General features: G+C 71.8%; 22 protein-coding genes. 16 read left to right on the top strand and 6 right to left on the bottom strand.

Annotated elements, in window-relative coordinates; all coding sequences use genetic code 11:
- Positions 1-9 precede the first annotated feature (9 nt).
- The 3 genes from ACSUPV_RS15305 to ACSUPV_RS15295 all read left to right on the top strand — a co-directional run bounded on the left by ACSUPV_RS15305 (position 10) and on the right by ACSUPV_RS15295 (position 3,164).
- Complete coding sequence (locus tag ACSUPV_RS15305) at positions 10-999, top strand: hypothetical protein (protein ID WP_436947668.1); 990 nt, start codon at positions 10-12, stop codon at positions 997-999.
- Between the two features lie 429 nt (positions 1,000-1,428).
- The gene (locus ACSUPV_RS15300) at positions 1,429-2,103 is read left to right on the top strand and encodes an RNA polymerase sigma factor (protein ID WP_031119846.1); all 675 of its coding nucleotides are present in this window, start codon (positions 1,429-1,431) and stop codon (positions 2,101-2,103) included.
- Positions 2,103-3,164: a hypothetical protein gene (locus ACSUPV_RS15295; protein ID WP_382612898.1), complete on the top strand. Its 1,062-nt coding sequence runs from the start codon at positions 2,103-2,105 to the stop codon at positions 3,162-3,164. The genes ACSUPV_RS15300 and ACSUPV_RS15295 overlap by 1 nt, the downstream gene beginning before the upstream one ends.
- 218 nt (positions 3,165-3,382) lie before the next feature.
- Here ACSUPV_RS15295 and ACSUPV_RS15290 read toward each other — a convergent pair whose 3' ends face one another.
- On the bottom strand, positions 3,383-4,228 hold the full coding sequence (locus ACSUPV_RS15290; RefSeq protein WP_436947667.1) for a L,D-transpeptidase family protein: 846 nt from the start codon (positions 4,226-4,228) through the stop codon (positions 3,383-3,385).
- A 137-nt stretch (positions 4,229-4,365) separates the two neighbouring features.
- On the opposite strand from ACSUPV_RS15290, the gene ACSUPV_RS15285 reads away from it, so the two are divergent.
- The gene (locus ACSUPV_RS15285) at positions 4,366-5,946 is read left to right on the top strand and encodes an acyl-CoA mutase large subunit family protein (RefSeq protein WP_031119843.1); all 1,581 of its coding nucleotides are present in this window, start codon (positions 4,366-4,368) and stop codon (positions 5,944-5,946) included.
- A gap of 60 nt (positions 5,947-6,006) precedes the next feature.
- Positions 6,007-6,654, top strand: a complete 648-nt coding sequence (gene leuE, locus ACSUPV_RS15280) for a leucine efflux protein LeuE (RefSeq protein WP_037757496.1) — start codon at positions 6,007-6,009, stop codon at positions 6,652-6,654.
- Between the two features lie 85 nt (positions 6,655-6,739).
- On the opposite strand, the gene ACSUPV_RS15275 is transcribed toward leuE, so the two are convergent.
- From ACSUPV_RS15275 to ACSUPV_RS15260, 4 genes are all read right to left on the bottom strand, one after another.
- Positions 6,740-7,660, bottom strand: coding sequence for a class I SAM-dependent methyltransferase (locus ACSUPV_RS15275; protein ID WP_436947666.1), 921 nt, complete (start codon positions 7,658-7,660; stop codon positions 6,740-6,742).
- 63 nt (positions 7,661-7,723) lie between these two features.
- Complete coding sequence (locus tag ACSUPV_RS15270; RefSeq protein WP_037757501.1) at positions 7,724-8,878, bottom strand: acyltransferase family protein; 1,155 nt, start codon at positions 8,876-8,878, stop codon at positions 7,724-7,726.
- Positions 8,879-9,057: 179 nt separating this feature from the next.
- Complete coding sequence (locus ACSUPV_RS15265) at positions 9,058-10,389, bottom strand: alpha-2,8-polysialyltransferase family protein (RefSeq protein WP_037757504.1); 1,332 nt, start codon at positions 10,387-10,389, stop codon at positions 9,058-9,060.
- The gene (locus ACSUPV_RS15260; protein WP_031119838.1) at positions 10,389-11,375 is read right to left on the bottom strand and encodes a glycosyltransferase family 2 protein; all 987 of its coding nucleotides are present in this window, start codon (positions 11,373-11,375) and stop codon (positions 10,389-10,391) included. The genes ACSUPV_RS15265 and ACSUPV_RS15260 overlap by 1 nt, the downstream gene beginning before the upstream one ends.
- A 198-nt stretch (positions 11,376-11,573) precedes the next feature.
- Here ACSUPV_RS15260 and ACSUPV_RS15255 point away from each other — a divergent pair, with 198 nt between their 5' ends.
- Genes ACSUPV_RS15255 through ACSUPV_RS15240 form a run of 4 tightly spaced genes read left to right on the top strand, consistent with a single transcriptional unit; the run spans position 11,574 to position 16,453 of the window.
- Complete coding sequence (locus ACSUPV_RS15255) at positions 11,574-12,947, top strand: DUF6716 putative glycosyltransferase (protein WP_436947665.1); 1,374 nt, start codon at positions 11,574-11,576, stop codon at positions 12,945-12,947.
- A gap of 35 nt (positions 12,948-12,982) precedes the next feature.
- Positions 12,983-14,248 carry an N-acylneuraminate cytidylyltransferase gene (locus tag ACSUPV_RS15250; protein WP_359791189.1) on the top strand — a complete coding sequence of 422 codons (1,266 nt, stop codon included), beginning with the start codon at positions 12,983-12,985 and terminating at the stop codon, positions 14,246-14,248.
- A 13-nt stretch (positions 14,249-14,261) separates the two neighbouring features.
- Positions 14,262-15,200, top strand: coding sequence for an N-acetylneuraminate synthase family protein (locus ACSUPV_RS15245; RefSeq protein ID WP_031119834.1), 939 nt, complete (start codon positions 14,262-14,264; stop codon positions 15,198-15,200).
- Positions 15,201-15,247: 47 nt separating this feature from the next.
- A complete protein-coding gene (locus ACSUPV_RS15240) occupies positions 15,248-16,453 on the top strand; it encodes a hypothetical protein (RefSeq protein ID WP_436947664.1) in 1,206 nt (401 codons plus the stop codon).
- A gap of 245 nt (positions 16,454-16,698) precedes the next feature.
- Here ACSUPV_RS15240 and ACSUPV_RS15235 read toward each other — a convergent pair whose 3' ends face one another.
- Entirely contained in the window at positions 16,699-17,400 is a 702-nt protein-coding gene (locus ACSUPV_RS15235; protein WP_436947663.1) for a class I SAM-dependent DNA methyltransferase, read from the bottom strand.
- Positions 17,401-17,699: 299 nt separating this feature from the next.
- Here ACSUPV_RS15235 and ACSUPV_RS15230 point away from each other — a divergent pair, with 299 nt between their 5' ends.
- From ACSUPV_RS15230 to ACSUPV_RS15200, 7 genes are all read left to right on the top strand, one after another.
- Positions 17,700-18,932, top strand: a complete 1,233-nt coding sequence (locus ACSUPV_RS15230) for a M20 family metallopeptidase (protein ID WP_031119831.1) — start codon at positions 17,700-17,702, stop codon at positions 18,930-18,932.
- 347 nt (positions 18,933-19,279) lie between these two features.
- On the top strand, positions 19,280-20,329 hold the full coding sequence (locus ACSUPV_RS15225; RefSeq protein WP_359791184.1) for a BMP family lipoprotein: 1,050 nt from the start codon (positions 19,280-19,282) through the stop codon (positions 20,327-20,329).
- Positions 20,330-20,620: 291 nt separating this feature from the next.
- Entirely contained in the window at positions 20,621-21,670 is a 1,050-nt protein-coding gene (locus tag ACSUPV_RS15220; RefSeq protein WP_037757515.1) for a BMP family lipoprotein, read from the top strand.
- A gap of 208 nt (positions 21,671-21,878) precedes the next feature.
- The gene (locus tag ACSUPV_RS15215) at positions 21,879-23,468 is read left to right on the top strand and encodes an ABC transporter ATP-binding protein (protein ID WP_031119826.1); all 1,590 of its coding nucleotides are present in this window, start codon (positions 21,879-21,881) and stop codon (positions 23,466-23,468) included.
- Complete coding sequence (locus ACSUPV_RS15210; RefSeq protein WP_031119825.1) at positions 23,468-24,589, top strand: ABC transporter permease; 1,122 nt, start codon at positions 23,468-23,470, stop codon at positions 24,587-24,589. The genes ACSUPV_RS15215 and ACSUPV_RS15210 overlap by 1 nt, the downstream gene beginning before the upstream one ends.
- A complete protein-coding gene (locus ACSUPV_RS15205; RefSeq protein ID WP_436947661.1) occupies positions 24,586-25,851 on the top strand; it encodes an ABC transporter permease in 1,266 nt (421 codons plus the stop codon). The genes ACSUPV_RS15210 and ACSUPV_RS15205 overlap by 4 nt, the downstream gene beginning before the upstream one ends.
- On the top strand, positions 25,848-26,240 hold the full coding sequence (locus ACSUPV_RS15200; RefSeq protein ID WP_031119823.1) for a cytidine deaminase: 393 nt from the start codon (positions 25,848-25,850) through the stop codon (positions 26,238-26,240). Before ACSUPV_RS15205 ends, ACSUPV_RS15200 begins: the two co-directional genes overlap by 4 nt.
- Positions 26,241-26,298: the final 58 nt, after the last annotated feature.

The raw sequence follows: 26,298 nt of genomic DNA, 5'->3' as shown, positions 1-26,298 counted from the left end.
GAACCGGACATGGGTGAACAACAGAGCGACGGCGGGGTTCCCGGCCGCCGGCGTGTGCACCCCGGCGGTTCCGCGTACGGCGACCGGGCGGCGCACCGGGCCGACGGCGGGCCGTCCGGCCATCTCGGCGCGCACGGACTCGACGGCCCGGGCCGCGTCGGCTCCCGGCACGTCCTGGACGACGCCGAACTGGAGCTGCTGCTCACCGCCGCCCTCATCCGGGACGGAATCGACGCCGAGGCCGAGCAGCGGGCCGTGGCCGCGTTCCGGGCCGCCCGGGACGCCGGCCCGCACCGGGCCCGCACCCGCCGCCGGGACGACTGGCGGCCCCGCGAGCGGCGGCACCCGGGGCGTTCGCTGAAGGCCACGCTCTCCGTGCTGCTCGCCAGCCTCACGCTGGGCGGCGTCGCCGTCGCGGCGATCGGCTCGGTGGGATCCACGGACGGCGCCGACGACCGCGGCCGTACGCCCGCCTCCACCCGCGCCCCCGGCGCCTCGGCGGGCGAGCCCGGCGACACCCCGTCCGGCTCCGCCTCCGCGCACCCGGACCGTCCCGCGCCCGCCCAGGACACCGAGGCCCGGTGCCGCGCCTACGAGCAGGTCGACGGCCGGGGCAGGGCCATGGACGCGACCGCCTGGAAGCGCCTCGTCGAGGCCGCGGGCGGTGAGAGGAACGTCACGGCGTACTGCGCCGAACAACTGGCCCGGTCCGAGGAGAAGCCCGGCGGCACCGCCCGGCCCGACAAGGGCGCGGACGCCCCGGGCTCCGGGGGCGCGGCCAACGGCTCCGGCAACGGCGACACCGGCACGGGCAACGCGGAGAACGGCTCCGGCAACGCGGACACCGGCTCGGGCACCGACCGGAGCGGCGGGGGCGGGGCCGCCGAGAGCGGCTCGTCGTCCGGGACGTCGTCCGGTGTGTCATCCGGTGCGTCTGGTTCATCCGGTTCGTCCGGAGGGCAGGACAGGCTCGCCCAGCCCGACGGCCGTCGCCGGTAATCGAATCGGCGGCGGGTCCCCGAACGCCCAGCAGTCAGCCTCGGAAAGGCCCCGTGTCCGTGTGGTCCGCGTTCTGCCGCTCCCGGCACCTGCCGTCCGGCCCCGCCATGGCAACGGCCGGGGCCGCCACCCCCCACAGGAGAGGCCCCGGCCGTCGCGCGGCACGGGCCGCGCGGCGGCCCGTACTCCCTACAGCGCCTGGGGTGCGTTTTCTGTCACACCCACCCGTGTCACGGCTTAGTTGCATCTCGGACGGACATGGACGGGGAGTGGTTTCAGGTCGTAACGTGCCTTTCGCGCCAGACCGCGGAGGCGACAAGACCACCACAACCACCTGCGGGTTTGTGGCCGCGACCATTGATTGAGGAACCACGACGGCGAGAACCCGGTCCGCGAGAGCGGCGCCGGTTTAGGCGCAAAAGGGGTGCGGTGCTGGGGGACGACGCGGAGCTGACCGCCGCGGTGCGTGCGGCACAGGACGGAGATGAGACCGCGTTCCGGACTGTGTACCGCGCCGTGCACCCGCGGCTGCTCGGATACGTACGGACGCTGGTCGGCGACCCCGACGCCGAGGACGTGACGTCCGAGGCGTGGCTGCAGATAGCCCGGGACCTGGAGCGGTTCACCGGCGACGCGGACCGCTTCCGCGGCTGGGCCGCCCGCATCGCCCGCAACCGCGCGCTGGACCACATACGCATGCGTGGACGCCGACCCGCGATCGGCGGCGACGAGACCGAACTGACCGGCCGGGCCGCCGAGTCCGACACGGCCGGCGAGGCCATCGAGGCGCTCGCCACCGACGGCACGTTCTCCCTGATATCCCGGCTGCCGCAGGACCAGGCCGAGGCGGTGGTGCTGCGCGTGGTCGTGGGCCTCGACGCGAAGACGGCCGCCGAGACGCTCGGCAAGCGCCCGGGCGCGGTCCGCACGGCGGCGCACCGGGGCCTGAAGCGGCTCGCCGAACTGCTGGGCGACAATCCACAGGCCGATCCGGAATCGGCCGGGGTGCTCGACGCCCTGCCGCCCCAGCGAGAACCGCGCGGCGGCGCGGTGACGTCCGCAGGTGTGACGCACAGCGTTGCGCGGACGCAGAAGGATGTGTGATGGCCGACGAGCAGTACAGGTGGCTGGACCGTGAAACGGCGGAACGTCTGCTGAGCGGAGAGCCACCGGAAGCTGTCGACGGCGCCCACCGCGGCGAGGCCGAACGGCTCGCCAGGACGCTCGACGCGTTGTCCGCATCACCCCCGCTGACCAGCGAGGAACTCCCCGGTGAGGCCGCGGCGATGGCCGCTTTCCGCAAGGCGCGCGCGGAACGCGCCGACACCGGGACGGCCCCCGCGACCGGTGGGGGGCAGGCTTCCGGTGAGGTCGCCCACACCGGGCTGGTCCGGATCGGCGCCCCGGACGGCCGTGGCTCCGGCGCCGCCCGGCGGCCCCGCTGGGCGCGCCCCGCACGCCTCGCACTGGCCGCCGTGCTGGCCGTCGGCATGGTCGGGGGCGTCGCCGTCGCGGCCGGAACCGGAGTGCTGAGGACACCGTTCGGCGGCGAGGAGCCCGACCCGGGCGCCTCCGTCTCGACCGGGGCCACTCCTTACGAGCGCCCGCTGGTGTCCCCCTCGCCGAGCGAGGCACCGCGGGGCGGGTCCACCCCCGACGACGACACCCGGGACGACACCTCGACCGGCGGCGCCGGCGGCTCCGGGCGGGGCGAGGCACACGACGACGCCGGCCCGAAGCCCGACTCCGGCAAACGGGGAGGCGGCTCCGGCGACAGCCGCCGGGAACTCGCCGCCGCCTGCCGCGACCTGCGCGACGGCAAGCGGCTGGACGCCGACCGCAGGCGCGCCCTGCGGGACGCGGCGGGCGGAACCCGGGTGTGGCGGTACTGCGAGCGCGTCCTGTCCGAGGCCGACCCCCGCTCCGGGGAGCGGAACGACGGGCGTCAGGACAAGGGCGGCCACAAGTTCCGGGACGGCGGCCCGGGACAGGAGCCCGGGCAGGGCGGCAAGCCGGGCCGCGAGCAGGGCGGGACGCAGGACCGGCCCGGGCACAAGCACGGCGACCGGCCCGGGGACAAGCCCGGCGAGCGGGCCGGGCAGCAGGACGGCGGTGCGGACGACGGGGACCGCGGCCGGTCCACGCGTGCGCTCGCACCCCTGTGACCTGCGGTTTCGTCCTCCGTGAAAATCTCCTGGCCGAGGGTGTGACGTTTTCGGCCGCCCCGGCGCAGTAATGAGTGAGCCGACTGGTCATCGGCCGTCGCACGGAGCCGGGGTTCCCCCCGTACCTACGGCTCGTGCACCTGAGCGCGGGCGGGACACGTTCCCCCGGTCCCGCCCGCGCCCCATCTTCTCTCCCCTCCTCGCCGGGCTCGGCCCCCTCACCGGGACACGACGACCTTGTCGCCGTTGCGCACCTGCGCGTACAGGCCGGCGATCGCCGCCTCGTCCCGTACGTTGACGCAGCCGTGCGAGGCGCCCGCGTAGCCCCGGGCGGCGAAGTCCGCCGAGTAGTGCACGGCCTGGCCGCCGCTGAAGAACATCGCGTAGGGCATGGGGGAGTCGTAGAGCGTCGACACGTGGTCGCGGGACTTCCAGTAGACGGAGAAGACGCCCTCCCGGGTCGGCGTGTACTGGGAGCCGAAGCGGACGGCCATCGTCGACACGGTCCGCCCGTCGATCATCCAGCGCAGTGTCCTGCTGGTCTTGTCGACGCACAGCACCCGGCCGGTCGCGCAGCGCGGGTCCGGCGGGTCCGCCGGCTGCCCGCCCATCAGGTACAGGTCCCACTTTCCGGGCTCGTGTGTCATGCCGAGCAGCCGCTGCCAGGTGACGGTGTCGGTCCTCCCGGTGCGCGGCAGCCCGCGCTTGCCCTGGAAGCCGCTGACCGCCTTCTCCGTCGGCCCGTCGTACGTCCCCGTCGGCCCGTCGAAGAGCCAGGCGACCTGCCGCAGCCGCGCCTGGAGTTCGCGGACGTCGCGGCCGGTGTCGCCGCGGGACCACAGCACGCGGGGCGCGGCGCGGGGCCGGTCGTCACCGGGCGGGGCGGGGGCGGTGCCCGGTCCGCCATCGCCATCGCCGTCCGGCGTGCGGGCCGGGGACGGGGTGCCGTCGGGAATCTCGATGTGCACCGGCGACCGGCGCTTCCCGTCGCCCTCGGGGGCCTGCACGGTACAGCCGGTCACCACGGCCAGTACGGCGGCCGCCACCGCGATCGCTCTCCCCATGCCCCTGGTACGCACACGACCCCCCGTCGTCTCACCGGCGTGCCCGGATGTCACCTGAGATGTTCCCCGGACGTGACCGGTCGCGAACCAGGGGGCATCGTGGTGAGCCAGGCCACTGCTGCGGGAGGCATCACACCATGACGCGAGAGTCGGAGTCGGGGCTGCCGATCGAGCCGGTCTACGGGCCGGACGCCCTTGCGGGCTGGGATCCGCGGGAGAAGCTGGGGGAGCCGGGGGCGTACCCCTTCACCCGGGGTGTCTACCCGACCATGTACACCGGCCGTCCCTGGACGATGCGCCAGTACGCGGGCTTCGGTACGGCGGCGGAGTCCAACGCCCGCTACCGGCAACTGATCGCCCACGGCACGACGGGCCTGTCCGTCGCCTTCGACCTGCCCACCCAGATGGGCCACGACTCCGACGCCCCGCTCGCGCACGGCGAGGTCGGCCGGGTGGGCGTCGCCGTCGACTCGATCGACGACATGCGCGTGCTGTTCGACGGCATCCCGCTGGACCAGGTCTCCACGTCGATGACGATCAACGCCCCGGCGGCCGTGCTGCTGCTCCTGTACCAACTGGTGGCGGAGGAGCAGGGCGTCGACGCCGACAAGCTGACGGGCACGATCCAGAACGACGTGCTCAAGGAGTACATCGCCCGCGGCACGTACATCTTCCCGCCGAAGCCCTCGCTGCGCCTGACCGCCGACATCTTCCGATACTGCCGGGCCGGGATCCCGAGGTGGAACACGATCTCGATCTCCGGCTACCACATGGCCGAGGCGGGCGCGTCCCCCGCGCAGGAGATCGCGTTCACCCTGGCCGACGGCGTCGAGTACGTCCGTACCGCGGTCGCCGCCGGCATGGACGTGGACGACTTCGCCCCGCGCCTGTCCTTCTTCTTCGTGGCCCGGACGACGATCCTGGAGGAGGTCGCCAAGTTCCGCGCGGCGCGCCGGATCTGGGCGCGGGTGATGAAGGAGGAGTTCGGCGCGCGGAACCCCAAGTCGCTGATGCTGCGCTTCCACACGCAGACGGCCGGGGTGCAGCTGACGGCCCAGCAACCCGAGGTCAACCTCGTGCGCGTGGCGGTGCAGGGCCTCGCCGCGGTCCTGGGCGGCACCCAGTCCCTGCACACCAACTCCTTCGACGAGGCCATCGCCCTGCCGACCGACAGGAGCGCCCGGCTGGCCCTGCGCACCCAGCAGGTCCTGGCGCACGAGACGGACGTGACGGCCACCGTGGACCCGTTCGCGGGCTCCTACGCCGTCGAGCGGATGACGGACGACGTGGAGGCCGCGGCCGTCGAGCTGATGGCGAAGGTCGAGGAGCTGGGCGGCGCGGTCGGCGCCATCGAGCGCGGCTTCCAGAAGAACGAGATCGAGCGCAGCGCCTACCGCATCGCGCGGGAGACCGAGTCCGGCGAACGGGTCGTGGTCGGCGTCAACCGCTTCCAGCTCGACGAGGAGGAGCCGTACGAGCCCCTGCGCGTCGACCCCGCCATCGAGGCCCGGCAGGCCGAGCGCCTGGCCGCGCTGCGCGCGGAGCGCGACCGGACGGCGGTGGACGCGGCCCTCGCGGCCCTGCGGAAGGCCGCCGAGGGCGAGGACAACGTGCTGTACCCGATGAAGGAGGCGCTGCGGGCCCGGGCGACGGTGGGCGAGGTCTGCGACGCGCTGCGCCAGGTGTGGGGGACGTACGTCCCGTCGGACGCCTTCTGAACCGGCCCCCGGGCGGGGAGCACTCTCGGGATGTCAGACCCGCGTGCGACACTCCTTCGCATGTTCGGTGTCATCGATCTGCCCACCTACCTGGCGGGCCTCGTCCTGATCATCCTGCTGCCCGGTCCCAACTCGCTGTACGTGCTGTCCGTGGCCGCCCGCCGGGGCGTGCGGGCCGGGTACACCGCCGCCGCCGGAGTCTGGGGCGGGGACACGGTGCTGATGACGCTGTCCGCGGCCGGGGTCGCCTCGCTGCTGCAGGCGAACGCCGTGCTGTTCGGGATCGTGAAGTACGCCGGGGCCGGCTATCTGACGTGGTTGGCGCTCGGCATGCTGCGGGCCGCGTGGGGCATGTGGCGGACGCGCGGGGAGCGGCCCGCCGACGGCGAGGCGCCCGCGCCCGCCGAGGAGCGGCCCTTCCGGCGCGCCTTCGTCGTCAGCCTGTTCAACCCCAAGGCGATCCTCTTCTTCGTCGCCTTCTTCGTGCAGTTCGTGGACCCCGGCTACGCCTATCCGGCCCTGTCCTTCGTCGTCCTCGGCGTCCTCGCCCAGGTCGCCAGCGTGCTGTACCTCAGCGCGCTGATATTTGGCGGCACGAAACTGGCCGCCGCCTTCCGCCGCCGCAGGCGCCTGTCGGCGGGGGCGACCTCGGCGGCGGGCGCGCTGTTCCTGGGCTTCGCGGTGAAGCTCTCGCTGACGAGTGCGTAGGGCCGCGGTACCGGCTCACGCCGCACCGGCACCCACAGGGACGAACGCGCCCGCCTGATGGCGGACTTCCCCTTGTCGGTCCGGGTCAGGCCCGCTTCGCGCGGGCCCGCCGTACGGCCCGCGTGACCACGGGCGGCAGCAGGTCCTTGGCGAGCCGGCGGGCCCGGGAGGGGGCGGGCCGGGCCGGGCGCGCCGCACGGGACTCGGTGGCCTGGGGGGCGGGGGCCGGCACCGGCGCGGGCTCCACGTAGTGCCGGGAGGGCGGGAACGACGGCGGCTTCATGCCCCTGGAGCGGGCCCGGACCAGCGTGTGCCCGGCCGCCTGCTGCACGCTCAGCCCGCAGTCCGAGCGCTGCCGGAGCATGGCGAGCAGCTCCTCCTGGAGCGGCTCGGGGTCGCCCCAGGTGCCGTACAGCTTCTGCGTGCTGAGGCAGATCGGGCGCAGGCCGCGGTTGAGGACGGCCTCCCAGGCGGCGACCGAGACACCCGGGGTGTGCTCGGAGCGGAAGTCGTCGAGGACCACGATGCCGTCGGGCAGCAGGATGTCGTGGGCCGCGCCGATGTCGCCGTGCACGTGCTCGTACAGGTGCGAGGCGTCGATGTGGATGAAGCGGCAGGTGCGGGGGGCCACCTGGTCGGACACCAGGGAGCTAGGGCCCGCGATCACCGTCGGCAGGGTGTCGTGGAAGGAGAGGTAGTTCCGCTCGAAGGCCTGCTGGGTCAGTGAGGCGTAGGACTTCTGCGACTCCGCCTGGTTGGCGCCGTCCGGGGCCTCGCCCTCGAACAGGTCGCAGACCGTGAACTTCTCGCCGTCCTGAAGGTGGTGGCCGAGCAGGATGGCGCTCTTGCCCATGTAGACGCCGAGTTCCAGCAGGTCGCCCCGCATGCCCTGCTTCTTCTGCTGTTCCAGGAACCAGGTGAACAGCATCTGGTCCAGCGGCGGGAACCAGCCCGGAACGTCGGTGAGTTCGCCGGGGAGCTTGTCGGTCGCTTGTGCGTTGGTCATGAGACGAGCCTTCTCTCTGAGCGTTGCCCAAACCGACGGTGGGTTGAACGTCCCGTGAACAGCTCAGCGGGCCTTGGCCAGTGCGGCCCGCAGGCGTGGCGTCAGCGGATTCTCCACATATTTGTTCAGCAACCACGCCAGCAGCAGCATTGACGCCACCGTCAGGGAGAAAGTCGCCGCCGATGGCAGACCGAGGCCGCGGTGCAGGGCGTGGATCACCACCCAGCCGAGGTGCTCGTGGACGAGGTAGAACGGATACGTCAGCGCCCCCGCCACCGTCAGCCAGCGCCAGTTCGCCCAGCGCAGCCAGCCCAGCGCGATCGCCGCGACCGCCACGAAGCCGAAGGTGACGACGAGGATGATGCCGGTGGCGGAGCGGTACGAGAAGCCGCCGGCGTCCGGCGCGTGCCACAGGCTCTGCACCGCGTAGTGCTGCCCGACCAGCCAGCTCACGGCCACGATGCCCCACCCGTAGGCGTCCCGCCGGTCGAGGTGGACGAGGTAGAGGCCGACACCGCCGATGAAGAAGGGGGCGTACTCGGGCATCAGGACGATGTCGAGCAGCGGCATGTTCGCGTTCTCGGCGATCACCGCCGCGAGCAGCCAGCCCGCGCAGAACATGATCACCCGGCGGCGGTTCGCCCCGGGCAGCACGACGCACAGCGCGAACAGGGCGTAGAAGCGGATCTCCGCCCACAGCGTCCAGCACACACCGAGCACCCGGTCCACGCCCAGCGGCATCTGCAGCATGGTCAGGTTCACCAGGGCGTCGCTCGGCGAGACCGCCTTGTAGGCCACCATCGGCAGCGCGAACACGGCCGTGACGATGACGACCGCCACCCAGTAGGCGGGCAGCAGCCGGGAGGCGCGGGAGGCGAAGAACGACTTCAGCGGCCGGCCCCAGCCGCTCATGCAGATCACGAACCCGCTGATCACGAAGAACACCTGGACGCCGAGGCAGCCGTAGGCGAAGAACTCGTGCAGCGTGGGGAACTGGAGCTTCGGCGAGGAGCCCCAGGCCTCGGCGACCTCGCCGTCGCGCCCGCCGTAGTGGTAGGCCGCGACCATCAGCGCGGCCACCAGCCGCAGGCCGTCCAGGGCGCGCAGCCGGCCGCCGGAGCCCTGTCGGCGCCGCGGGACGGTCGGGGCGCCCGGTGGTTCGACCAGCACGGCGACACCGGGCTGGGGCTTGCGGGTGCTGACGACCGTCTCGGTCACGCTGAAAACCTCTGTGTGGCTCGTCTGTCCTTTACCTGAGCCGCCTGTGGGGCGGGCAGGGCGCCTGTCACCCTAGGACGTGAATTGACGCAATTACGTTCGATGGCAACAGGCTTCGCCTGCCGGTCTCCACGGGTTCATCTGGATGTTGCCGAAGCGGGCCGCCGCGCGGACCCTTTTCAGCGGCGTACCGCCTTGCGCAGGGCCCGCGCCCGCCGGACCACCCGGCGTGCCGTGGAATTGCGCGGCAGGAACGCCAGCCGCTGCGGAATGCCGCCGGGAAGTCCCAGGGCGGTGAGGCGGCGCTTCTTGAAGTAGCGCCGGGTGCGCGGACCCAGATGGCTGGAAAGGAACTGCTCCGCCCGCGCGCGCAGATCCGGATAGATCTGCGGCTGCATGGTGAAACCGACGGCGGTGACCAGGTCGGACAGCCGCTCGGCCGGCAGGACGTCGCCGCTCTCGTCGCCCTCCAGGTCGGGCAGCAGCGCGTCCGCCAGGGTGGTGGGGACCCGGTTGCTGTTCTGGTAGGGCGTCAGCCGCTCCAGCAGCAGCTCGGTGCCGATGCGCGCGGCCGGCAGGTCGTAGAACGCGGAGGCCGTGAACAGCGCGGTGGAGAAGCAGCCGACGACCAGGGCGGGCCGGGTGCGGTCGAAGAGCACCTCGGCGAGGACGGGCGTGTCCAGCACCGTGAGGTCCACGCCGAGCTTCTCGGCCTCGGTCTCCAGGGCGCGGCTGTAGCGGGCCGGTGCGGTCGGGTGGGGCTTGAAGACGACCGTGCGGTGGCCGCGGGCGACGGCGCCCCGCATCATCCGCACGTGCAGGTCCTCTTCCTCCTCGGGGGAGAGGATGTTCAGCGCCGACAGGTACTGGCCGAGCAGCAGCGCCGAGTCGCCGGGCAGGTCGGGCAGCTCGGGCACGGTCTCGGTGACCTCGCCCAGCACCTTCAGGAACGCGGGCGAGGGCACCAGCCGCGCGGGCACGCCGAACTCGGTCAGCAGCATCGGCGTGAGCCCCGGCACCAGGTCCAGGTGGAGCAGCCGCCGCACGCGGGTGCCGACCAGCGGGTCGAGCTTGTTGCGCGTGGGGCCGTAGCTCATCAGCCCGTCGGCGTAGACGTCGATGGGGGCGTCGGTGAACAGCTGGGCCACCGTGAGCGCGGGCGCGACCTGGATGGACTCCAGGACCAGGCTGACGCGGTCGTCGCCGAGGCCCCACAGCAGCCGCAGATAGCGCTCGAAGAGCGGGATGTCGTCCGAGCGCGGCGTCCAGGCTCCGGGGTGGAAGGGGCGGATGGCCTCGTTCCAGGACAGGACGTCGTCGAAGTGCGAGCGCAGCGGCTCGAAGCCCGGCATCTCGTCGAGGGCCGGGGTGGTCTCCGGCGTCGCGGAGTTGTTGAACACCAGAAGGATCCGGCGGTCCGGCTCCTCGAAGAGGTCCGAGTCGATCGCTGCCGCCAGGGTGGCGACGCCGTACAGCGTCGAGGCGCAGAAGATCTGTGTGGTCCCGGGCATCAGGCGGCCGCTCCCGTCGTGGTCACCCGGCGTCGCAGCCGCCGCAGCTTGGACGCGCGGTCCATGTCCATGGCCTCCAGTGCGTCAGCGAGCGCGTCCTGCGGCATGCGCTTGATGGCCGCCGCGCTCATCGACCGCAGCTGCCTGGCCACGGCCGGTTCGAACCTGTCTTCGTTGGAGAGGTGGTGGGCGATGATCGCGCAGTAGGTCCGCACCGCCTTGGGCAGCAGCCGGTCGGCCTCGCGGTCCGCGGCCGTCTCCTCGACCACCTGGTCGAAGGCGCGGATGAAGTCGAGCTGGCGGACATCGCCGATCTGCGTCAGGGACGAGGCGACCCCGCGCCGGTAGAAGACGCCCAGCAGGCTGATCACGGCGAACGACTCCGCCTCCCGGTGCAGCTTCCAGATCCAGGGCCGGTCCTCCGCCGTGCGCAGCCCGTCGGTGAAGTGGAGCACGCCCTTGTCGACGAGGCGGCGGTGGTAGGCGCCGGCCCAGGCGTAGGCGTAGTCCACCGACGTGGAGCGGTGCGCCGGGAGAATCGCCTCCCGCGGGTCGAACGCCTCCCAGCGGCGGCCGACCGGGACCCGGTGCACCGAGCGGGCGCGGGCGGTGGCCTGCACATGGTCGGTGCGCACGAAGTCGCAGCCCAACTGGTCCATCGCGGACACCAGTTCGGTGAGGTAGCCGGGGGCCAGCCAGTCGTCGCCGTCCAGGAACGTCAGGTACTCGCCCTGCGCCGCGTCCAGGCCGGTGTTGCGGGCGGTGGCGAGCCCGCCGTTCTTCTCGTGTCGGATGTAACGCACCTGCGCGACGTCCGAAAGCTCCTCGGCCGCCCGTTCGAGAATGGCCGGGGTTTCATCCTTCGAATGGTCGTCGACCAGGATGAACTCGAAATCGCGGTCGGCGTTCAACCGAAGGCTTCTGAGGGTGTCCGGGGCATATTGCTGCACGTTGTAGAACGGCACGATCACGGAAAGCTTAGGCACCCGCAAAACGTTAGGAGGCCGCCCGGCAGCGGAACTTTCCGATGGTCGTACACCGGGTGAACTCAATGTGTCAGAACGGTGCACCCCGTGTACTTCCCGCTTTCCAGCAGGCCAGTTCGGCTCTCGGTGGGGTGTTGTTAACTTTTCGTTGAGTCGCGGTTCCGCCATACCTAGGATTCGCTTCCTAGCGTCTTCGACGTGCCAGCAAGTACACCGAAGCGCCCGCGCATCGCGGTCCTCGCGGACTCCGACACCCGATGGAAATGGGGTGCGCTGACCGCGCACCGCATCGCCCCGGGACCGTCCATGGAAACCGGAGCGCGCGAGGGCGCGCAAGTCGGCCCCCTCCTCGACGGATTCCTGCTGCGCGGCCGGGCCACGCCCACCCCGCGCCAGCTCCGGGAAGTGGGCGTGCGCGCCGACTCCCTGCGGGAGGTCACCGCGGTCGAGTTCCTGCGCGCCATGGCCGAGGAGTCGTACGACGTCCTCGTCCTGTCCCTGGTGGGCGGCGGTGTGCAGGCCATGCTGCACGGCCTCAAGCGGGCCTGGGAGGGCCGCACTTCACGGCCCGTCGTCGTCACCGGCTACGTCGGTGTCGTCTACGAGAAGCTCGCCGACGGCCTGCTGCTGCGGCACGGCGCGGACCTCGTCCTCGCCAACTCCCGCCAGGACGCGGACCGTTTCCGGGCCGTGTACGAGGGAGTGGGCGCCGACGCCTCCTCGGTGACGGAGGTGGCCCTGCCGTTCCTCGGCGGCGCGCCGTACGCAGGCGAACACGACCCCTACACCGTGGTCTTCGCCGCCCAGCCCTCGGTCCCCGAGAGCCGCAAGGACCGTACGTACCTGCTGAACCGGCTGGTCGAGCACGCCCGCAGGCACCCCGAGCGCGAGGTGCTGCTGAAGCTGCGCTCCAAGCCGGGCGAGCACACCACCCACATCGAGGAGTTGCCGTACCAGAAGCTGGTGCAGCGCCTCGATCCGCCGGCCAACTTCCGGCTGGTCTACGGAAACATGGGCGAGGTCCTGGACCGGACCGACCTGCTGGTGACGGTCAGCTCCACGGCCGCCCTGGAGTCGCTGCACCGCCGTATCCCCACGGTCGTGCTGACCGACCTCGGCATCCGCGAGTCGCTCGGCAACCACCACTTCGTCGGCTCCGGCTGCCTCGCCTCCTGGGACCAGCTCGACGCCGGACACCGGCCGGTGCCCGACGAGGAGTGGGTGGCCCGGCAGGGCGTCGCCGCTGGGGGCACCTCCCGGACGGAGTCTGGGGGAGGCTCCTACGAGTCCGCCTTCGACGCGGCCCGCGAACGCATCGCCAAGCTGCTCGACCGGCCCGGCGGCCTGCCCCCGCTGACCCCGTACTACACCCCCGTCACCGCGCCCGGCTATCTGCCCGGGATCCTCGCCCGCCACCACCTCGGCCCGGACGGCACGCCGCTGCCCGGCGCGCCCGCCGCCGACAAGGAGCCTGGACCGGTCCGGCAGATCGTGCGCCGGGCGGCGCGCGGCGCCTACCGGCACGGCGTGCAGCGCGTGGCGCCCGTCATCCGGCGGATGGGGGAGCTGTGAGCCGCCATGAGACCCCTGCCCAAGGAGTAGAGCCCATGTCCCGACCGGAAGCCGGCCAAGGCGCCTCGGTGCGCCGCGTGCTGGCGGTGATCCCCGCACGCGGCGGCTCCAAGGGCGTGCCCGCGAAGAACCTCCTGCCCGTCGGCGGCGTGCCGCTGGTGGCGCGGGCGGTCCGCGAGTGCCGCGCCGCGCGGCTCGTGACGGACGTCGTGGTCTCCACCGACGACCAGGCCATCGCGGCCGCCGCCCGCGAGGCGGGCGCCGAGGTCGTGCTGCGCCCGGCCGCCATCGCCGGCGACACCGCCACCTCCGAGGCCGCCGTCCTGCACGCCATGGACGCCCACGAGGCCCTGCACGGGGCGCCGGTGGACGTGGTCCTGCTCGTGCAGTGCACCAGCCCGTTCATCGTCCGCGAGGACATCGACGGGGTCGCCGGCGCGATCGCCGAGAACGGCGCCGACACCGCCGTGACCGTGGCGCCCTTCCACGGGTTCATCTGGCGCGACGCCGACGACGAGGCCGCCGCCGGTTCCGTCGCCGAGTCCGACGCCGCGGTCGGCGGCGGCTACGGCGTCAACCACGACAAGTCCTTCCGGCCCCGCCGCCAGGACCGCCCCCAGGACCTGCTGGAGACCGGCGCCGCCTACGCCATGGAGGCCACCGGCTTCCGCAAGCACCAGCACCGCTTCTTCGGCCGCACCGAACTGGTCCGCACCGACCCGGCGCGCGTGCTGGAGATCGACGACCCGCACGACCTCGCCCGCGCCCGGGCCCTCGCGCCGCTGTTCGACGCGGACCGCCCCGGCGCCCTCCCGACCGCCGACGACATCGACGCGGTCGTCCTCGACTTCGACGGCACCCAGACCGACGACCGGGTGCTCGTCGACTCCGAGGGACGGGAGTTCGTCTCCGTGCACCGCGGGGACGGACTCGGCATCGCGGCCCTCCGCAGGAGCGGCCTGAAGATGCTGATCCTGTCCACGGAACAGAACCCTGTGGTCGCCGCCCGCGCCCGGAAGCTCAAGCTCCCGGTGCTGCACGGCATCGACCGCAAGGACCTCGCGCTGAAGCAGTGGTGCGAGGAGCAGGGCATCGCGCCGGAGCGCGTGCTCTACGTCGGCAACGACGTCAATGACCTCCCGTGCTTCGCCCTCGTGGGCTGGCCCGTGGCGGTCGCGAGCGCCCACGACGTCGTGCGCGGCGCCGCACGCGCGGTCACCACCGTCCCCGGCGGCGACGGCGCGATCCGAGAGATCGCCAGCTGGATCCTCGGCCCCTCTCTCGATTCCCTCACCAAGTAAGGACATCTCTGCCATGAGCACCAACTCCCGTATCCGCCAGTTCGGTTCGCGCGAGGTCGGCCCGGGCCGTCCGGTCTACGTCTGCGGTGAGATCGGCATCAACCACAACGGCGAGCTGGAGAACGCGTTCAAGCTGATCGACGCCGCCGCCGAGGCCGGCTGCGACGCCGTCAAGTTCCAGAAGCGCACCCCCGAGATCTGCACCCCGCGCGACCAGTGGGACATCGAGCGCGACACCCCCTGGGGCCGGATGACCTACATCGACTACCGCCACCGCGTGGAGTTCGGCGAGGACGAGTACCGCGCCATCGACGACTACTGCAAGTCGAAGAACATCGACTGGTTCGCCTCCCCGTGGGACACCGAGGCCGTCGCCTTCCTGGAGAAGTTCGACGTCCCCGCCCACAAGGTGGCCTCCGCCTCCCTCACCGACGACGAACTGCTGCGCGCCCTGCGCGCCACCGGCCGCGCGGTGATCCTCTCCACCGGCATGTCGACGCCGAAGCAGATCCGCCACGCGGTGGAGGTCCTCGGCTCGGACAACATCCTGATGTGCCACGCCACGTCGACCTACCCGGCCAAGGCCGAGGAGCTCAACCTGCGCGTCATCAACACCCTGCAGCAGGAGTACCCGAACGTCCCGATCGGCTACTCCGGCCACGAGACCGGCCTGCAGACCACGCTCGCCGCGGTCGCCCTGGGCGCCACCTTCGTCGAGCGCCACATCACCCTCGACCGCGCCATGTGGGGCTCGGACCAGGCCGCCTCCGTCGAGCCGCAGGGCCTGACCCGCCTCGTCCGCGACATCCGCACCATCGAGGCCTCCCTCGGCGACGGCGTCAAGAAGGTCTACGAGTCCGAGCTGGGCCCGATGAAGAAGCTGCGCCGCGTCGCCGGCGTCGTCGCCGAGGCGGAGATCGCCACGGCGGCGGGCGAGCCGGTCGGCGTCTGAACGCACCACCCCCCACACCCCCCTTACGACGGGACGGTCGTACGTCGATGAGCCCCCGCGCCGGGAACGCCGGCCCCCACACTCTCGCCTTCGTCGAGAGCCCGGTACAGCTGCTGAACGTGCTGGAGTGGGCGCACGCGCACGCGTCCGGCGTGGGGCTCACCCTCGTGGTGCTGTCGCCCGTCGACCCGATGACGCGCGGCCAGCTGCGGCGGATGTCCGACCTGGCCCGCGACGAGGGGCACGAGGTCCGCTGGGAGGAGGCGCGCGGCGGGCCGCTCGCGCCCTTCCAGACCATCGGCGGCCTGGCCGGCCTGCTCCGCAGGGCCCGCCGCATCGTGCTGGGGGACCCCTTCTCCCGCTACGTCCAGCTGCTGCTGACGATCACCCGCGCCCGTGACCTGGTCGTCGTCGACGACGGCACGGCGACGATGGAGTTCGTCGGGCAGCTGGCCCGGGGCGAACGCCTGGTGCGCTGGCACCGCAAGGGCGGCCGCCCCGGCCCGCGGGACCTGATCTTCGCGCCGGTGTCGTCCTCGGCCCGGCGCCGGCTGACCCCAGGGGGCAAGCGGCGGGTGGAGATCTTCTCCTCCATGCCGATGGAGGAGACCCCGCCGGGCGTCGCCGTCGGCGCGAACACCTTCGCCTGGACCCGGGAGCGCTTCGGCCCGCCGCGCATCACCAAGGGCGCCGACATGGTCGGCACGTCCCTGGTGGAGACGGGCGTGGTGGACGACGACCGCTACCTGGAGGCCGTCCGCGCCCTGGCCCGGGCCCACGGCGCCACCCGCTACTTCGCCCACCGCCGCGAGAGCACGGACAAGCTCCGCCGCCTGGCGGTCGAGACGGGCCTGGAGATCGTCCGGCCCGAACTCCCCCTCGAACTGATCGCCCGCCGCGGCCCCATCGGCCGGACGATCCTCAGCTTCCCCTCCACCGTCGTCCACACGCTGCCGCTCGCGCTGTCCGGCACGGACGTGCGCGTCGCGGTCTGCGACATCGACCCGGCGTGGCTGACCCAGAACGCCTCCCCGCGGGCCCAGGGCTTCCTGTCCGGCGTGACCGGGACGGCCCGCGACGTCCACCGGCTGTCACCGGCCCCGCAGCCGGACCCGCCGGAGCCGGAGACCACCCCGGACACCCCGGGCCCCCTCGGGCCGACGAGCTCCCCCGGGGCGGTGAACCCCACCACGCCCGGTCCGACGGCCATGGCCGGCCCGACGGGCACGGCGGGCGCGGTGGCCGCGGGCTGAGGCAGGACGCGAAGTCGCGGCTTTAGCCCGGAGGGCGGGCCCTGCGGCGCCGTGGGGCCCTGCCGAACGACGCCCGAGAGCTTGGGGGCGTGCCAGGCGTCACGGCCTTCGTCCGGAGGGTGTGTGCCAGGAGCCGCCGGGCAGCCGGACCTGCGTGGCCCCCTTGGCCGGGCAATCCCGCGAGCGCCGGATCTCGGACGACCTCCCTCGGGGAGAGCCACAGCCCGGCGTCGCACCGGTGCGGGTCAGGCGGGCCGGTCGGTGACCGGCCCGGGCGGCAGCGACGGCCTGCGGGCCAGGAGGAAGGCGCGGGGCCGCTGCTCCCCGTCCTCGGGCTCGCGCAGGACGCGGGCGTAGAGCTCGAGGCCCGCCTCCGCGAGGTGCTCGGCGACCGCCTCCGGGGTGCGCCAGTGGCAGTCGAGCGCGATCTCCTGCCCGAAGCGCTCCGTCAGCCGCTGATGCCCGTCCTCGTCCCCGGACTGGAAGGCGAGCAGCACGGGCGCGCCCGGCACCAGCACGCGGTGGAACTCGGCGAAGACCGACGGCAGATGATCGTCCGGGACGTGGATGATCGAGTACAGCGCGACGATGCCGCCGAGTGTCCTGTCCGGCAGGTCCAGGGCCGTCATCGAACCGACGTGGAAGCGCAGCTCCGGGTGCGCCCGGCGGGCCAGGGCCACCATGCGGGGCGAGACGTCGACCCCGAACACCGGCAGCCCGAGGGCGTGCAGCCGGGCCGCCACGTACCCCGGGCCACTGCCGAGGTCGGCGACCGGGGCCTGCGCGGACCCCCCGTGCGCCCGGGCCAGTTCGACGAAGACCGTGAGCAGCGCGCTCTCCAGCGGTCTCCCGGCCAGACTGTCGGGGTGCTCGGCGGCGTAGGCCTCGGCGACGGCGTCGTACGAGGCCCGGGTGGACTGGAGGAACTCGGGGATGTCGGCGCGCACGGGGCGCACACTATCGGGGACGTGCGTCCGGCAGACGAACGCGCCCGTGTTCGCCGCGCAGGGCGTGGTATCCGTGGAGAGGATGGATGGATACCGGAGTGATGACGTGCCTGTGGTCAACGTCACACTCCCTGGGGTGTGGTGCCCGGCTCCGCCCAAAAGGCAGGCGAGCATACCCATCCCAGTAGATGGCTATGCGTCCGGCGGTCATATTTTCTTCCCCGAACGGGTTGAAGTTTTGTTGATCGAGGGTCAGCGGACCGGCCTGGCGCCCTACCCTTCAGAGGGTGAACCAATTGATGTCACTGGAGTCCGAGGTCGATCTTCCCGGGGGAGCCGTACTTCCCGGTGCGCTGCCCGACGCTCTGCGCGCCGAGCTCATCGCGTTCCGACGTGACCTGCACATGCACCCGGAGCTCGGCAACCAGGAGTTCCGCACCACCGCAGCGATCAAGGAGCGGCTCGAGGAGGCCGGCCTCAAGCCGCGCGTCCTCTCCGTGGGGACCGGACTCGTCTGTGACATCGGCGTACCGGGCGAGCAGTGGGACGGCGGTCCCAGCATGCTCGCCCTGCGGGCCGACATCGACGGCCTGCCCATCCCGGACACCAAGTCCGAGTGCCCGTACCGCTCGACCGTGCCCGACCGCGCGCACGCCTGCGGCCACGACGTGCACACCACCGTCGTCCTCGGCGCCGGGCTCGTCCTCGCCGAGCTGCACAAGCAGGGCCTGCTGCCCCGCCCCGTCCGGCTGATCTTCCAGCCCGCCGAGGAGGTGCTGCCCGGCGGCGCCGCCGACGTCATCGACTGCGGGGCGCTGGAGGGGGTCGGCGCGATCATCGCCGTGCACTGCGACCCGCGCGTGGACGCGGGGAAGATCGGCCTCCGCGAGGGCCCCATCACCTCCGCCTGCGACCGGCTGGAGATCGCCCTGGACGGCCCCGGCGGGCACACCGCGCGGCCCCACCTCACGACCGACCTGGTCACCGCGGCCGCCCGCGTCGTCACCGACGTGCCCGCCCTGGTCGGCCGTCGCTTCGACAGCCGCAGCGGGCTCGCCATCACCTGGGGCCGGATCGAGTCGGGCCACGCGCCGAACGTGATCCCGCAGCACGCCGAACTCTCCGGCACCGTGCGGTGCCTCGACATCGAGGCGTGGCGGACGGCCCCCGACGTCGTCGTCGCGGCGATCGACGAGGTCGCCAACCTGCACCGCGCCAAGTCGGAGATCAACTACGTGCGCGGCGTCCCGCCCGTCGTCAACGAGCCCGGCGTCACCGAGCTGCTGCGCGACGCCATGATCGCCCGGCGCGGGGTCGAGTCCGTCGAGGGCACCGAGCAGAGCCTCGGAGGCGAGGACTTCTCCTGGTACCTGGAGCACGTCCCCGGCGCGATGGCCCGGCTCGGCGTCCGCACCCCCGGGGAGCGCCACATCCGCGACCTCCACCAGGGCGACTTCGACGTCGACGAGTCGGCGATCACGGTCGGCGTGGAACTCTTCACAGCGGCTGCCCTCGTCAACGGCCTCCGATAGCCCGACCCTCCGGGGGGGCGCGGGGAACTGCGCGACCAGCCACGACGGCGCCGCACACGAACCACGACCCCGCCCCCCACCGGCCGACCCGGCACGCACCCGCGCAGCCTCCGGTTGCGCGCGACGCACCCCAGCGGCAGCCTTGGTCGCGTGACGAGCAGGCACGCCCCGTGTCCCCGGGTGCACCATTCGACCCCGTTCGAACCCGTGGTTCACAAGGGCGTAACCGGCCATCGGCACGAATGGATAACGGCCCCGCGGCGAACCGTTCCCAGGAGTGTCTACGCGCGTTAATGTGCGCCGAACTGAGCACCCGCTGCGGGGCTGTGAAGAATGGGGAACTTCAGATGCGTCGGATATCCAAACTGACCCGCGTCGCGGTGGGGGTCGCGTCGCTGGGACTCGTCGCCACGGCCTGTGGCGGCACCAGCAGTGAGAACGGCGGCAGCGACACCAAGGACGACAAGGGTCTCGCCATCGCCTACGACATCGGCGGCAAGGGTGACCAGTCCTTCAACGACGCCGCCTACGCCGGCCTGACCAAGGCCAAGGACGAGTTCGGCTACAAGACCGCCGACATCGAGCCCACCGAGGGCGAGACCGACGCGGACAAGGAACAGCGCCTGGCCTCCCTCGCGAAGCAGGGCTACAACCCGGTCGTCGGCGTCGGCTTCGCCTACGCCCCCGCGATGAAGGCCGTGGCCTCCAAGTACCCGGACACCACCTTCGGCATCGTCGACTCCGTCGTCGAGGGCAAGAACGTCGCCTCCCTCGTCTTCGCCGAGGAGCAGGCCTCCTACCTCGCCGGTGTCGCCGCCGCCAAGGCCACCAAGTCGAACACCGTCGGCTTCGTGGGCGGTGTCGACATCCCGCTGATCCACAAGTTCGAGGCCGGCTACAAGCAGGGCGTCGAGGACACCAGCGGCGGCAAGGTCAAGGTCATCTCCCAGTACCTGACGCAGACCGCCGAGGAGGGCGGCTTCTCCAGCCCCGACAAGGGCAAGGCCGCCGCCGAGGGCCAGATCGAGAAGAAGGCCGACGTCGTCTACCAGGCGGCCGGTCTCTCCGGCCAGGGTGTCATCGAGGCCGCCGCCAAGGCGAAGGTCTGGGCGATCGGCGTCGACTCCGACCAGTACAAGCAGGCCGCCCTCGCCCCGTACAAGCAGTACATCCTCACCTCCGCCCTCAAGGACGTCGGCGGCGCGGTCTACGCGCTGGCCAAGTCCGTGCACGACGACAAGCCGCTGGCCGGCATCCAGACCTTCGACCTGAAGGTCAACGGTGTCGGACTCTCCGAGTCGAACCCGGAGTTCGGCAAGATCGCAGGGCTCAAGGACGCCGTGGACAAGGCCAAGGAAGGCATCACCGACGGCTCCATCAAGGTCAAGACCGAGTAGGCACAACCGGTCGGGACGACAGTCGGAGCGGGCGGGCACCGTGGGTGCCCGCCCGCTCCGCCGTTCCCCGGGCCGGGGCCGCCCGGATCACCCAGAGCCACCCCCCGTTCGCGGTCGGCAACACCCCGGCCAAGGCCCGGTGATGGCTTGGCCACGGGCGCATAACAAGGTGGACAGAAGGGGTTTTCAGGCAGGTCTACGCGCGTTAATCTGCGGCGGAACCCAGCGCCGTAGCTGTGAGGCAGTCCCGAGCTGTACCGTCCGGCGCTTGTACGACAGGAGCACCCACACATGCGCCGGATTTCCCGGATCACGGTCGCAGGCGCAGCGACCGCCTCCCTGGCCCTCGCCCTCTCCGCCTGCGGCGGCACCTCGACCTCCGCCGGGTCGTCGGACTCGAAGGGCGACAAGGGGCTCGCCATCGCGTACGACGTCGGCGGCAAGGGCGACCAGTCCTTCAACGACGCGGCCTACGCGGGCCTGGAGCAGGCGAAGAAGGAGTTCGGGTACCAGACGGCCGACCTGGAGCCCACCGAGGGCGAGACGGACGCCGACAAGGAGCAGCGCCTGGTCTCCCTGGCGAAGCAGGGCTACGACCCGGTCATAGGCGTCGGCTACGCGTACGCCTCGGCCATCAAGGGTGCCTCCGAGAAGTTCCCGGACACCACGTTCGGCATCGTCGACGACGCCACCATCAACGCCAAGAACGTCGCCGACCTGGTCTTCAGCGAGGAGCAGGCCTCCTACCTGGCCGGCGTCGCCGCCGCCAAGAGCACCAAGTCGAACGTCGTCGGCTTCGTCGGCGGCGTGGACATCCCGCTGATCCACAAGTTCCAGGCGGGCTTCGAGCAGGGCGTCAAGGACACGAACCCGAAGGTCAAGGTCCTCTCCCAGTACCTCACCCAGACGGCGGAGGAGGGCGGCTTCTCCAGCCCCGACAAGGGCAAGACGGCCGCCGAGGGCCAGATCGAGAAGAAGGCCGACGTGGTCTACGCGGCCGCGGGCCTGTCCGGCCAGGGCGTGATCGAGGCCGCCGCCGCCAACAAGGTGTGGGCCATCGGTGTGGACTCCGACCAGTACCAGCAGGAAGCCCTCGCCAAGTACAAGGACTCGATCCTGACCTCGGCGATGAAGGACGTCGCCAAGGCGGTGTACAACCTGGCGAAGTCGGTCGAGGACGGCAAGCCCGAGACCGGTATCGTTCGTGGCGATCTGAAGACCGGCGAGGTGAGCCTGTCGAACTCCAACCCGAAGTTCGCGGACGACGCCGAGCTCCAGGAAGCCATCAAGACGGCCAAGGAGAAGATCATCAGCGGCGAGATCAAGGTCAAGAGCAGCTGACGAGTCGTACGTCGAGCAGGCAGTAACCCCGGGGTTACGTCCGCTCAACGGGGTACGGGGAGGCTGCTCCTCGTACCCCGTTGTCGCGGTGCGTCGGCCCCTTTGTATGCCGTAGGGGCGCTACGCGCGTAGACGACCCCCGTCCCCAGGAGAGTGCGCCATCAACGCGTCCAGCAGCCCTCCGGCCGGAGCGGCGGTCAACGAATCGGTGACCGCTGTCGAACTCGCCGGGATCACCAAGCGTTTCCCGGGCGTCGTGGCCAACCACGACATCCACCTCAGCGTCCGCAAGGGCACCGTCCACGCCCTCGTCGGCGAGAACGGCGCCGGCAAGTCGACCCTGATGAAGATCCTCTACGGCATGCAGAAGCCGGACGAGGGCACCATCGCCGTCGACGGGCAGCAGGTCGCCTTCTCGTCCCCGGCCGACGCCATCGCCCGCGGCATCGGCATGGTCCACCAGCACTTCATGCTCGCCGACAACCTCACGGTCCTGGAGAACGTGGTCCTCGGCAGCGAGAAGCTCTACGGCATCGGCGCCAAGGCCCGCCGCAAGATCAAGGAGCTGTCCGAGCGCTACGGCCTCGGCGTCAAGCCCGACCTCCTGGTCGAGGAGCTCGGCGTCGCCGCCCGCCAGCGCGTCGAGATCCTCAAGGTCCTCTACCGCGGCGCCACCACCCTCATCCTGGACGAGCCGACCGCCGTGCTCGTGCCGCAGGAGGTCGACGCCCTCTTCGCCAACCTGCGCGAACTGCGCTCCGAGGGCCTGTCGGTCATCTTCATCTCGCACAAGCTCGGCGAGGTGCTCTCCGTCGCCGACGAGATCACCGTCATCCGCCGCGGCACCACCGTCGGCACGGCCGTCCCCGCCGAGACCACCCCGCGCCAGCTCGCGGAGATGATGGTCGGCAGCGAACTGCCCACGCCCGAGACGGCCGAGTCCACGGTCACCGACCGCCCGGTCATCAGCGTCGACAAGCTGCGCCTGGCCGCCCCCGGCGGCAAGGCCCTCCTGGACGACATCAGCTTCACCATCCACGCCGGCGAGGTCCTCGGCATCGCCGGCGTCGAGGGCAACGGACAGACCGAACTCGTCGACGCCCTCATCGGTCTGAAGGCCGCCGACTCCGGCACCATCCGGCTCGCCGACGAGGAGATCACCGGCTGGGCCACCCGCAAGCGCCGCGAGCAGGGCATCGGCTACATCCCCGAGGACCGGCACCGCCACGGCCTGCTCCTGGAGGCCCCCCTCTGGGAGAACCGGATCCTCGGCCACGTCACCGAGAAGCCGCTGGCCAAGGGCGTCTGGCTGGACCCGAAGGCGGCCCAGGAGGACACCCGGCGCATCGTCGAGGCCTACGACGTGCGCACCCCCGGCATCGACGTCACCGCCGCCTCCCTGTCCGGCGGCAACCAGCAGAAGCTGATCGTCGGCCGCGAGATGAGCCACAAGCCCCGCTTCCTCATCGCCGCCCACCCCACCCGCGGTGTGGACGTCGGCGCCCAGGCCGCCATCTGGGACCACATCCGCGAGGCCCGCCGCGAGGGCCTGGCCGTGCTGCTGATCTCCGCCGACCTGGACGAGCTGATCGGCCTGTCCGACACGCTGCGCGTGATCTACAACGGCAAGCTGGTCGCGGACGCCGACCCGGCCACCATCACCCCCGAGGAACTCGGCTCGGCCATGACCGGTGCCGTCACCGGGCACCTCGAGCACGAAGAGACCGCCGCAGAGACCCCCGAGACCCCGGCGGAGACCCCCGAGTCCCCCGCGTCTCCGGAAGACGAGGCCCGCTGATGAAGAAGTTCGACAAGGAGCGCGTGCTCCTCGCGGTGGCCGGACCGGTCATCGCGCTCGCCGTGGCCTTCGTGCTGAGCGCGATCGTGCTGGTCGCGTCCGGCAAGAACCCGGTCGAGCCGTTCGCCCTCATGTTCGAGCAGGCGTCGTTCTCCGACATCCAGGTCCTGATCATCAACCAGGCCTCGATGTACTACATCGCGGCGCTGGCGGTGGCCATCGGCTTCCGCATGAACCTGTTCAACATCGGCGTCGACGGCCAGTACCAGCTCGCCGCCATGATGGCCGCCATCGTCGGCGCCCACATGAACCTGCCGGCCGCGATCCAGGTCCCGCTGCTGCTCCTGACCGCCGTCCTCACCGGCGCCTTCTGGTCCGGCATCGCCGGTGTCCTCAAGGTCACCCGCGGCGTCAGCGAGGTCGTCGCGACGATCATGCTCAACGCGATCGCCACCTCCGTGATCGCCTACCTGTGGCTGCCGAACGTCTTCGGCGTCAAGGTCGGCAACAACAACACCACCGGCGAGATGCACGAGTCCGGCTGGATCCCCGGCATCGACATGGGCGCGGCCGGCGAGATCTACGGCCTGGTGCTGCTCGCCGTCCTGCTCGGCATCGGCTACTGGGTCGTCCTCAACCGCACCCGCTTCGGCTTCGACCTGCGCGCCTCCGGCGCCTCGGAGACCGCGGCGGCGGCCAGCGGCGTCGACCCCAAGCGCATGGTGCTCACCGCCATGCTGCTCTCCGGCGGCATCGCGGGCCTGGCCGGTCTGCCGATCCTGCTCGGCGACACCCACACCTACAGCCTGAACTTCCCCACCGGCATCGGCTTCCTCGGCATCGGCATCGCCCTGCTCGGCCGCAACAGCCCCGTCGGCATCGCCTTCGCCGCCCTGCTGTGGGCCTGGCTCGACAAGGCCTCGCCCGAGCTGGACTTCCACGGCTACGACAAGGAGATCGCGGTCATCATGCAGGGCCTGATCGTGCTCTCGGTCGTCGTCTCCTACGAGGCCGTCCGCGAATGGGGCCTGCGCCGCCAGCAGCGCCGGGTCGGCGCCGAACTGGCCGCCGGTCACGTCCTCGGCACCAACAACACCACGAAGGAGGTGGCTGGCCGATGACCACCGTGACCGACCTCAACCAGCCCACGCTGCAGCCCGCGGCGCCGACCGGCCGCCGCCTGTCGCTGTCCGTCCTGCTGCTGATCATCGCCGGCGGACTGGCGCTCACCTCGATCGTCCGCATCGTCACCGGCGCCGACGGCATCACCAACGTCAGCCAGATGTCCACCGCGCTCCAGCTCGCCGTGCCGATCGGCCTCGCCGGTCTCGGCGGCCTGTGGGCCGAGCGCGCGGGCGTCGTCAACATCGGCCTCGAGGGCATGATGATCCTCGGCACCTGGTTCGGTGCCTGGGCCGGCTTCCAGTGGGGCCCGTGGACCGGTGTCCTGGTGGGCATCATCGGCGGCTGCCTCGGCGGCCTGCTGCACGCCTTCGTCACCGTCACCTTCAACGTCAACCACATCGTCTCCGGTGTGGCGATCAACATCCTCGCCCTCGGCGCCACCCGCTACCTCGCGCCCCTGGCCTTCGAGGGCCACGCGGGCGGCTCCGCCAAGCAGTCCCCGGCGGTCGAGTCCCTCGGCAACTTCACCGTGCCGGGCCTCTCCGACGGGCTCAGGGAGCTCAACGACAAGGGCTGGTTCCTGATCTCCGACATCGCCGGCCTGCTCGGCGGCCTGGTCACCAACGTCTCCTGGCTGACCCTGATCGCCGTCGCGCTGATCCCCGCCACTTGGTGGATCCTGTGGCGCACGGCGTTCGGACTGCGGCTGCGCTCCTGCGGCGAGAACCCGGTGGCCGCCGAGTCCCTCGGCGTCAACGTCTACAAGTACAAGTACATCGCCGTCGTCATCTCCGGCGGTCTGGCCGGCCTCGGCGGTGTCTTCCTGTCCATCGTGGCCAACCCCTTCTACCTGGAGGGCCAGGTCAGCGGACGCGGCTTCATCGGCCTCGCCGCCATGATCTTCGGCAACTGGATGCCGGGCGGCCTCGCCCTCGGCGCGGGCCTGTTCGGCTACACCGACAGCCTCAACCTGCGCGGCGGCTCCGCCAACGTCCACGCCCTGCTGCTGCTCGGCGCGCTGCTGCTGATCATCGGCGCGATCTGGCTGGTGGTCCGCAAGAAGTACGTCCCGGCCGTGGTCACCCTGGTCTCCGGCGCCCTGGTGTTCGCCTGGTACGCGACCACCGACGAGGTCCCGAACCAGGTCGTCTCCGCCACGCCGTACGTCATCACCCTGGTGGTCCTCGCGCTGTCCGCCCAGCGGCTGCGGATGCCGCGGGCGAACGGCATGCCGTACCGGAAGGGACAGGGCAAGTGACCGACGTCGACTGGGGGCGGTTGCGCGAGGTGGCCAGGGACGCCATGTCCCGGGCGTACGCCCCGTACTCCGGCTACCCGGTCGGCGTGGCGGCCCTCGTCGACGACGGCCGGATCATCTCCGGCTGCAACGTCGAGAACGCCTCGTACGGGCTCGGCCTGTGCGCCGAGTGCGGCCTGGTGTCGGAGCTGCACAACACCGGCGGGGGCCGCCTGACGCACTTCACCTGCGTCGACGGCCACGGCGACACGCTCGTGCCGTGCGGCCGCTGCCGCCAGCTGCTGTACGAGTTCGGCGGCCCGGACCTCCTGCTGGAGACCCCGGCGGGCATCCTGCCGCTGTCGGAGATGCTGCCCCAGGCCTTCGGGCCGGGCCACCTCAGCAAGTAACTCCCGTGCGGCCCCCCTGACGTCGGTGACTCGACCGGCCCAGGGGGGCCGTACGGCT

It is taken from the genome of Streptomyces sp. SudanB52_2052 (assembly GCF_964272415.1).
Classification (GTDB): domain Bacteria; phylum Actinomycetota; class Actinomycetes; order Streptomycetales; family Streptomycetaceae; genus Streptomyces; species Streptomyces olindensis.
Note: the sequence above shows the minus strand (reverse complement) of the source record. Positions and strands in the feature narration are given on the sequence as shown.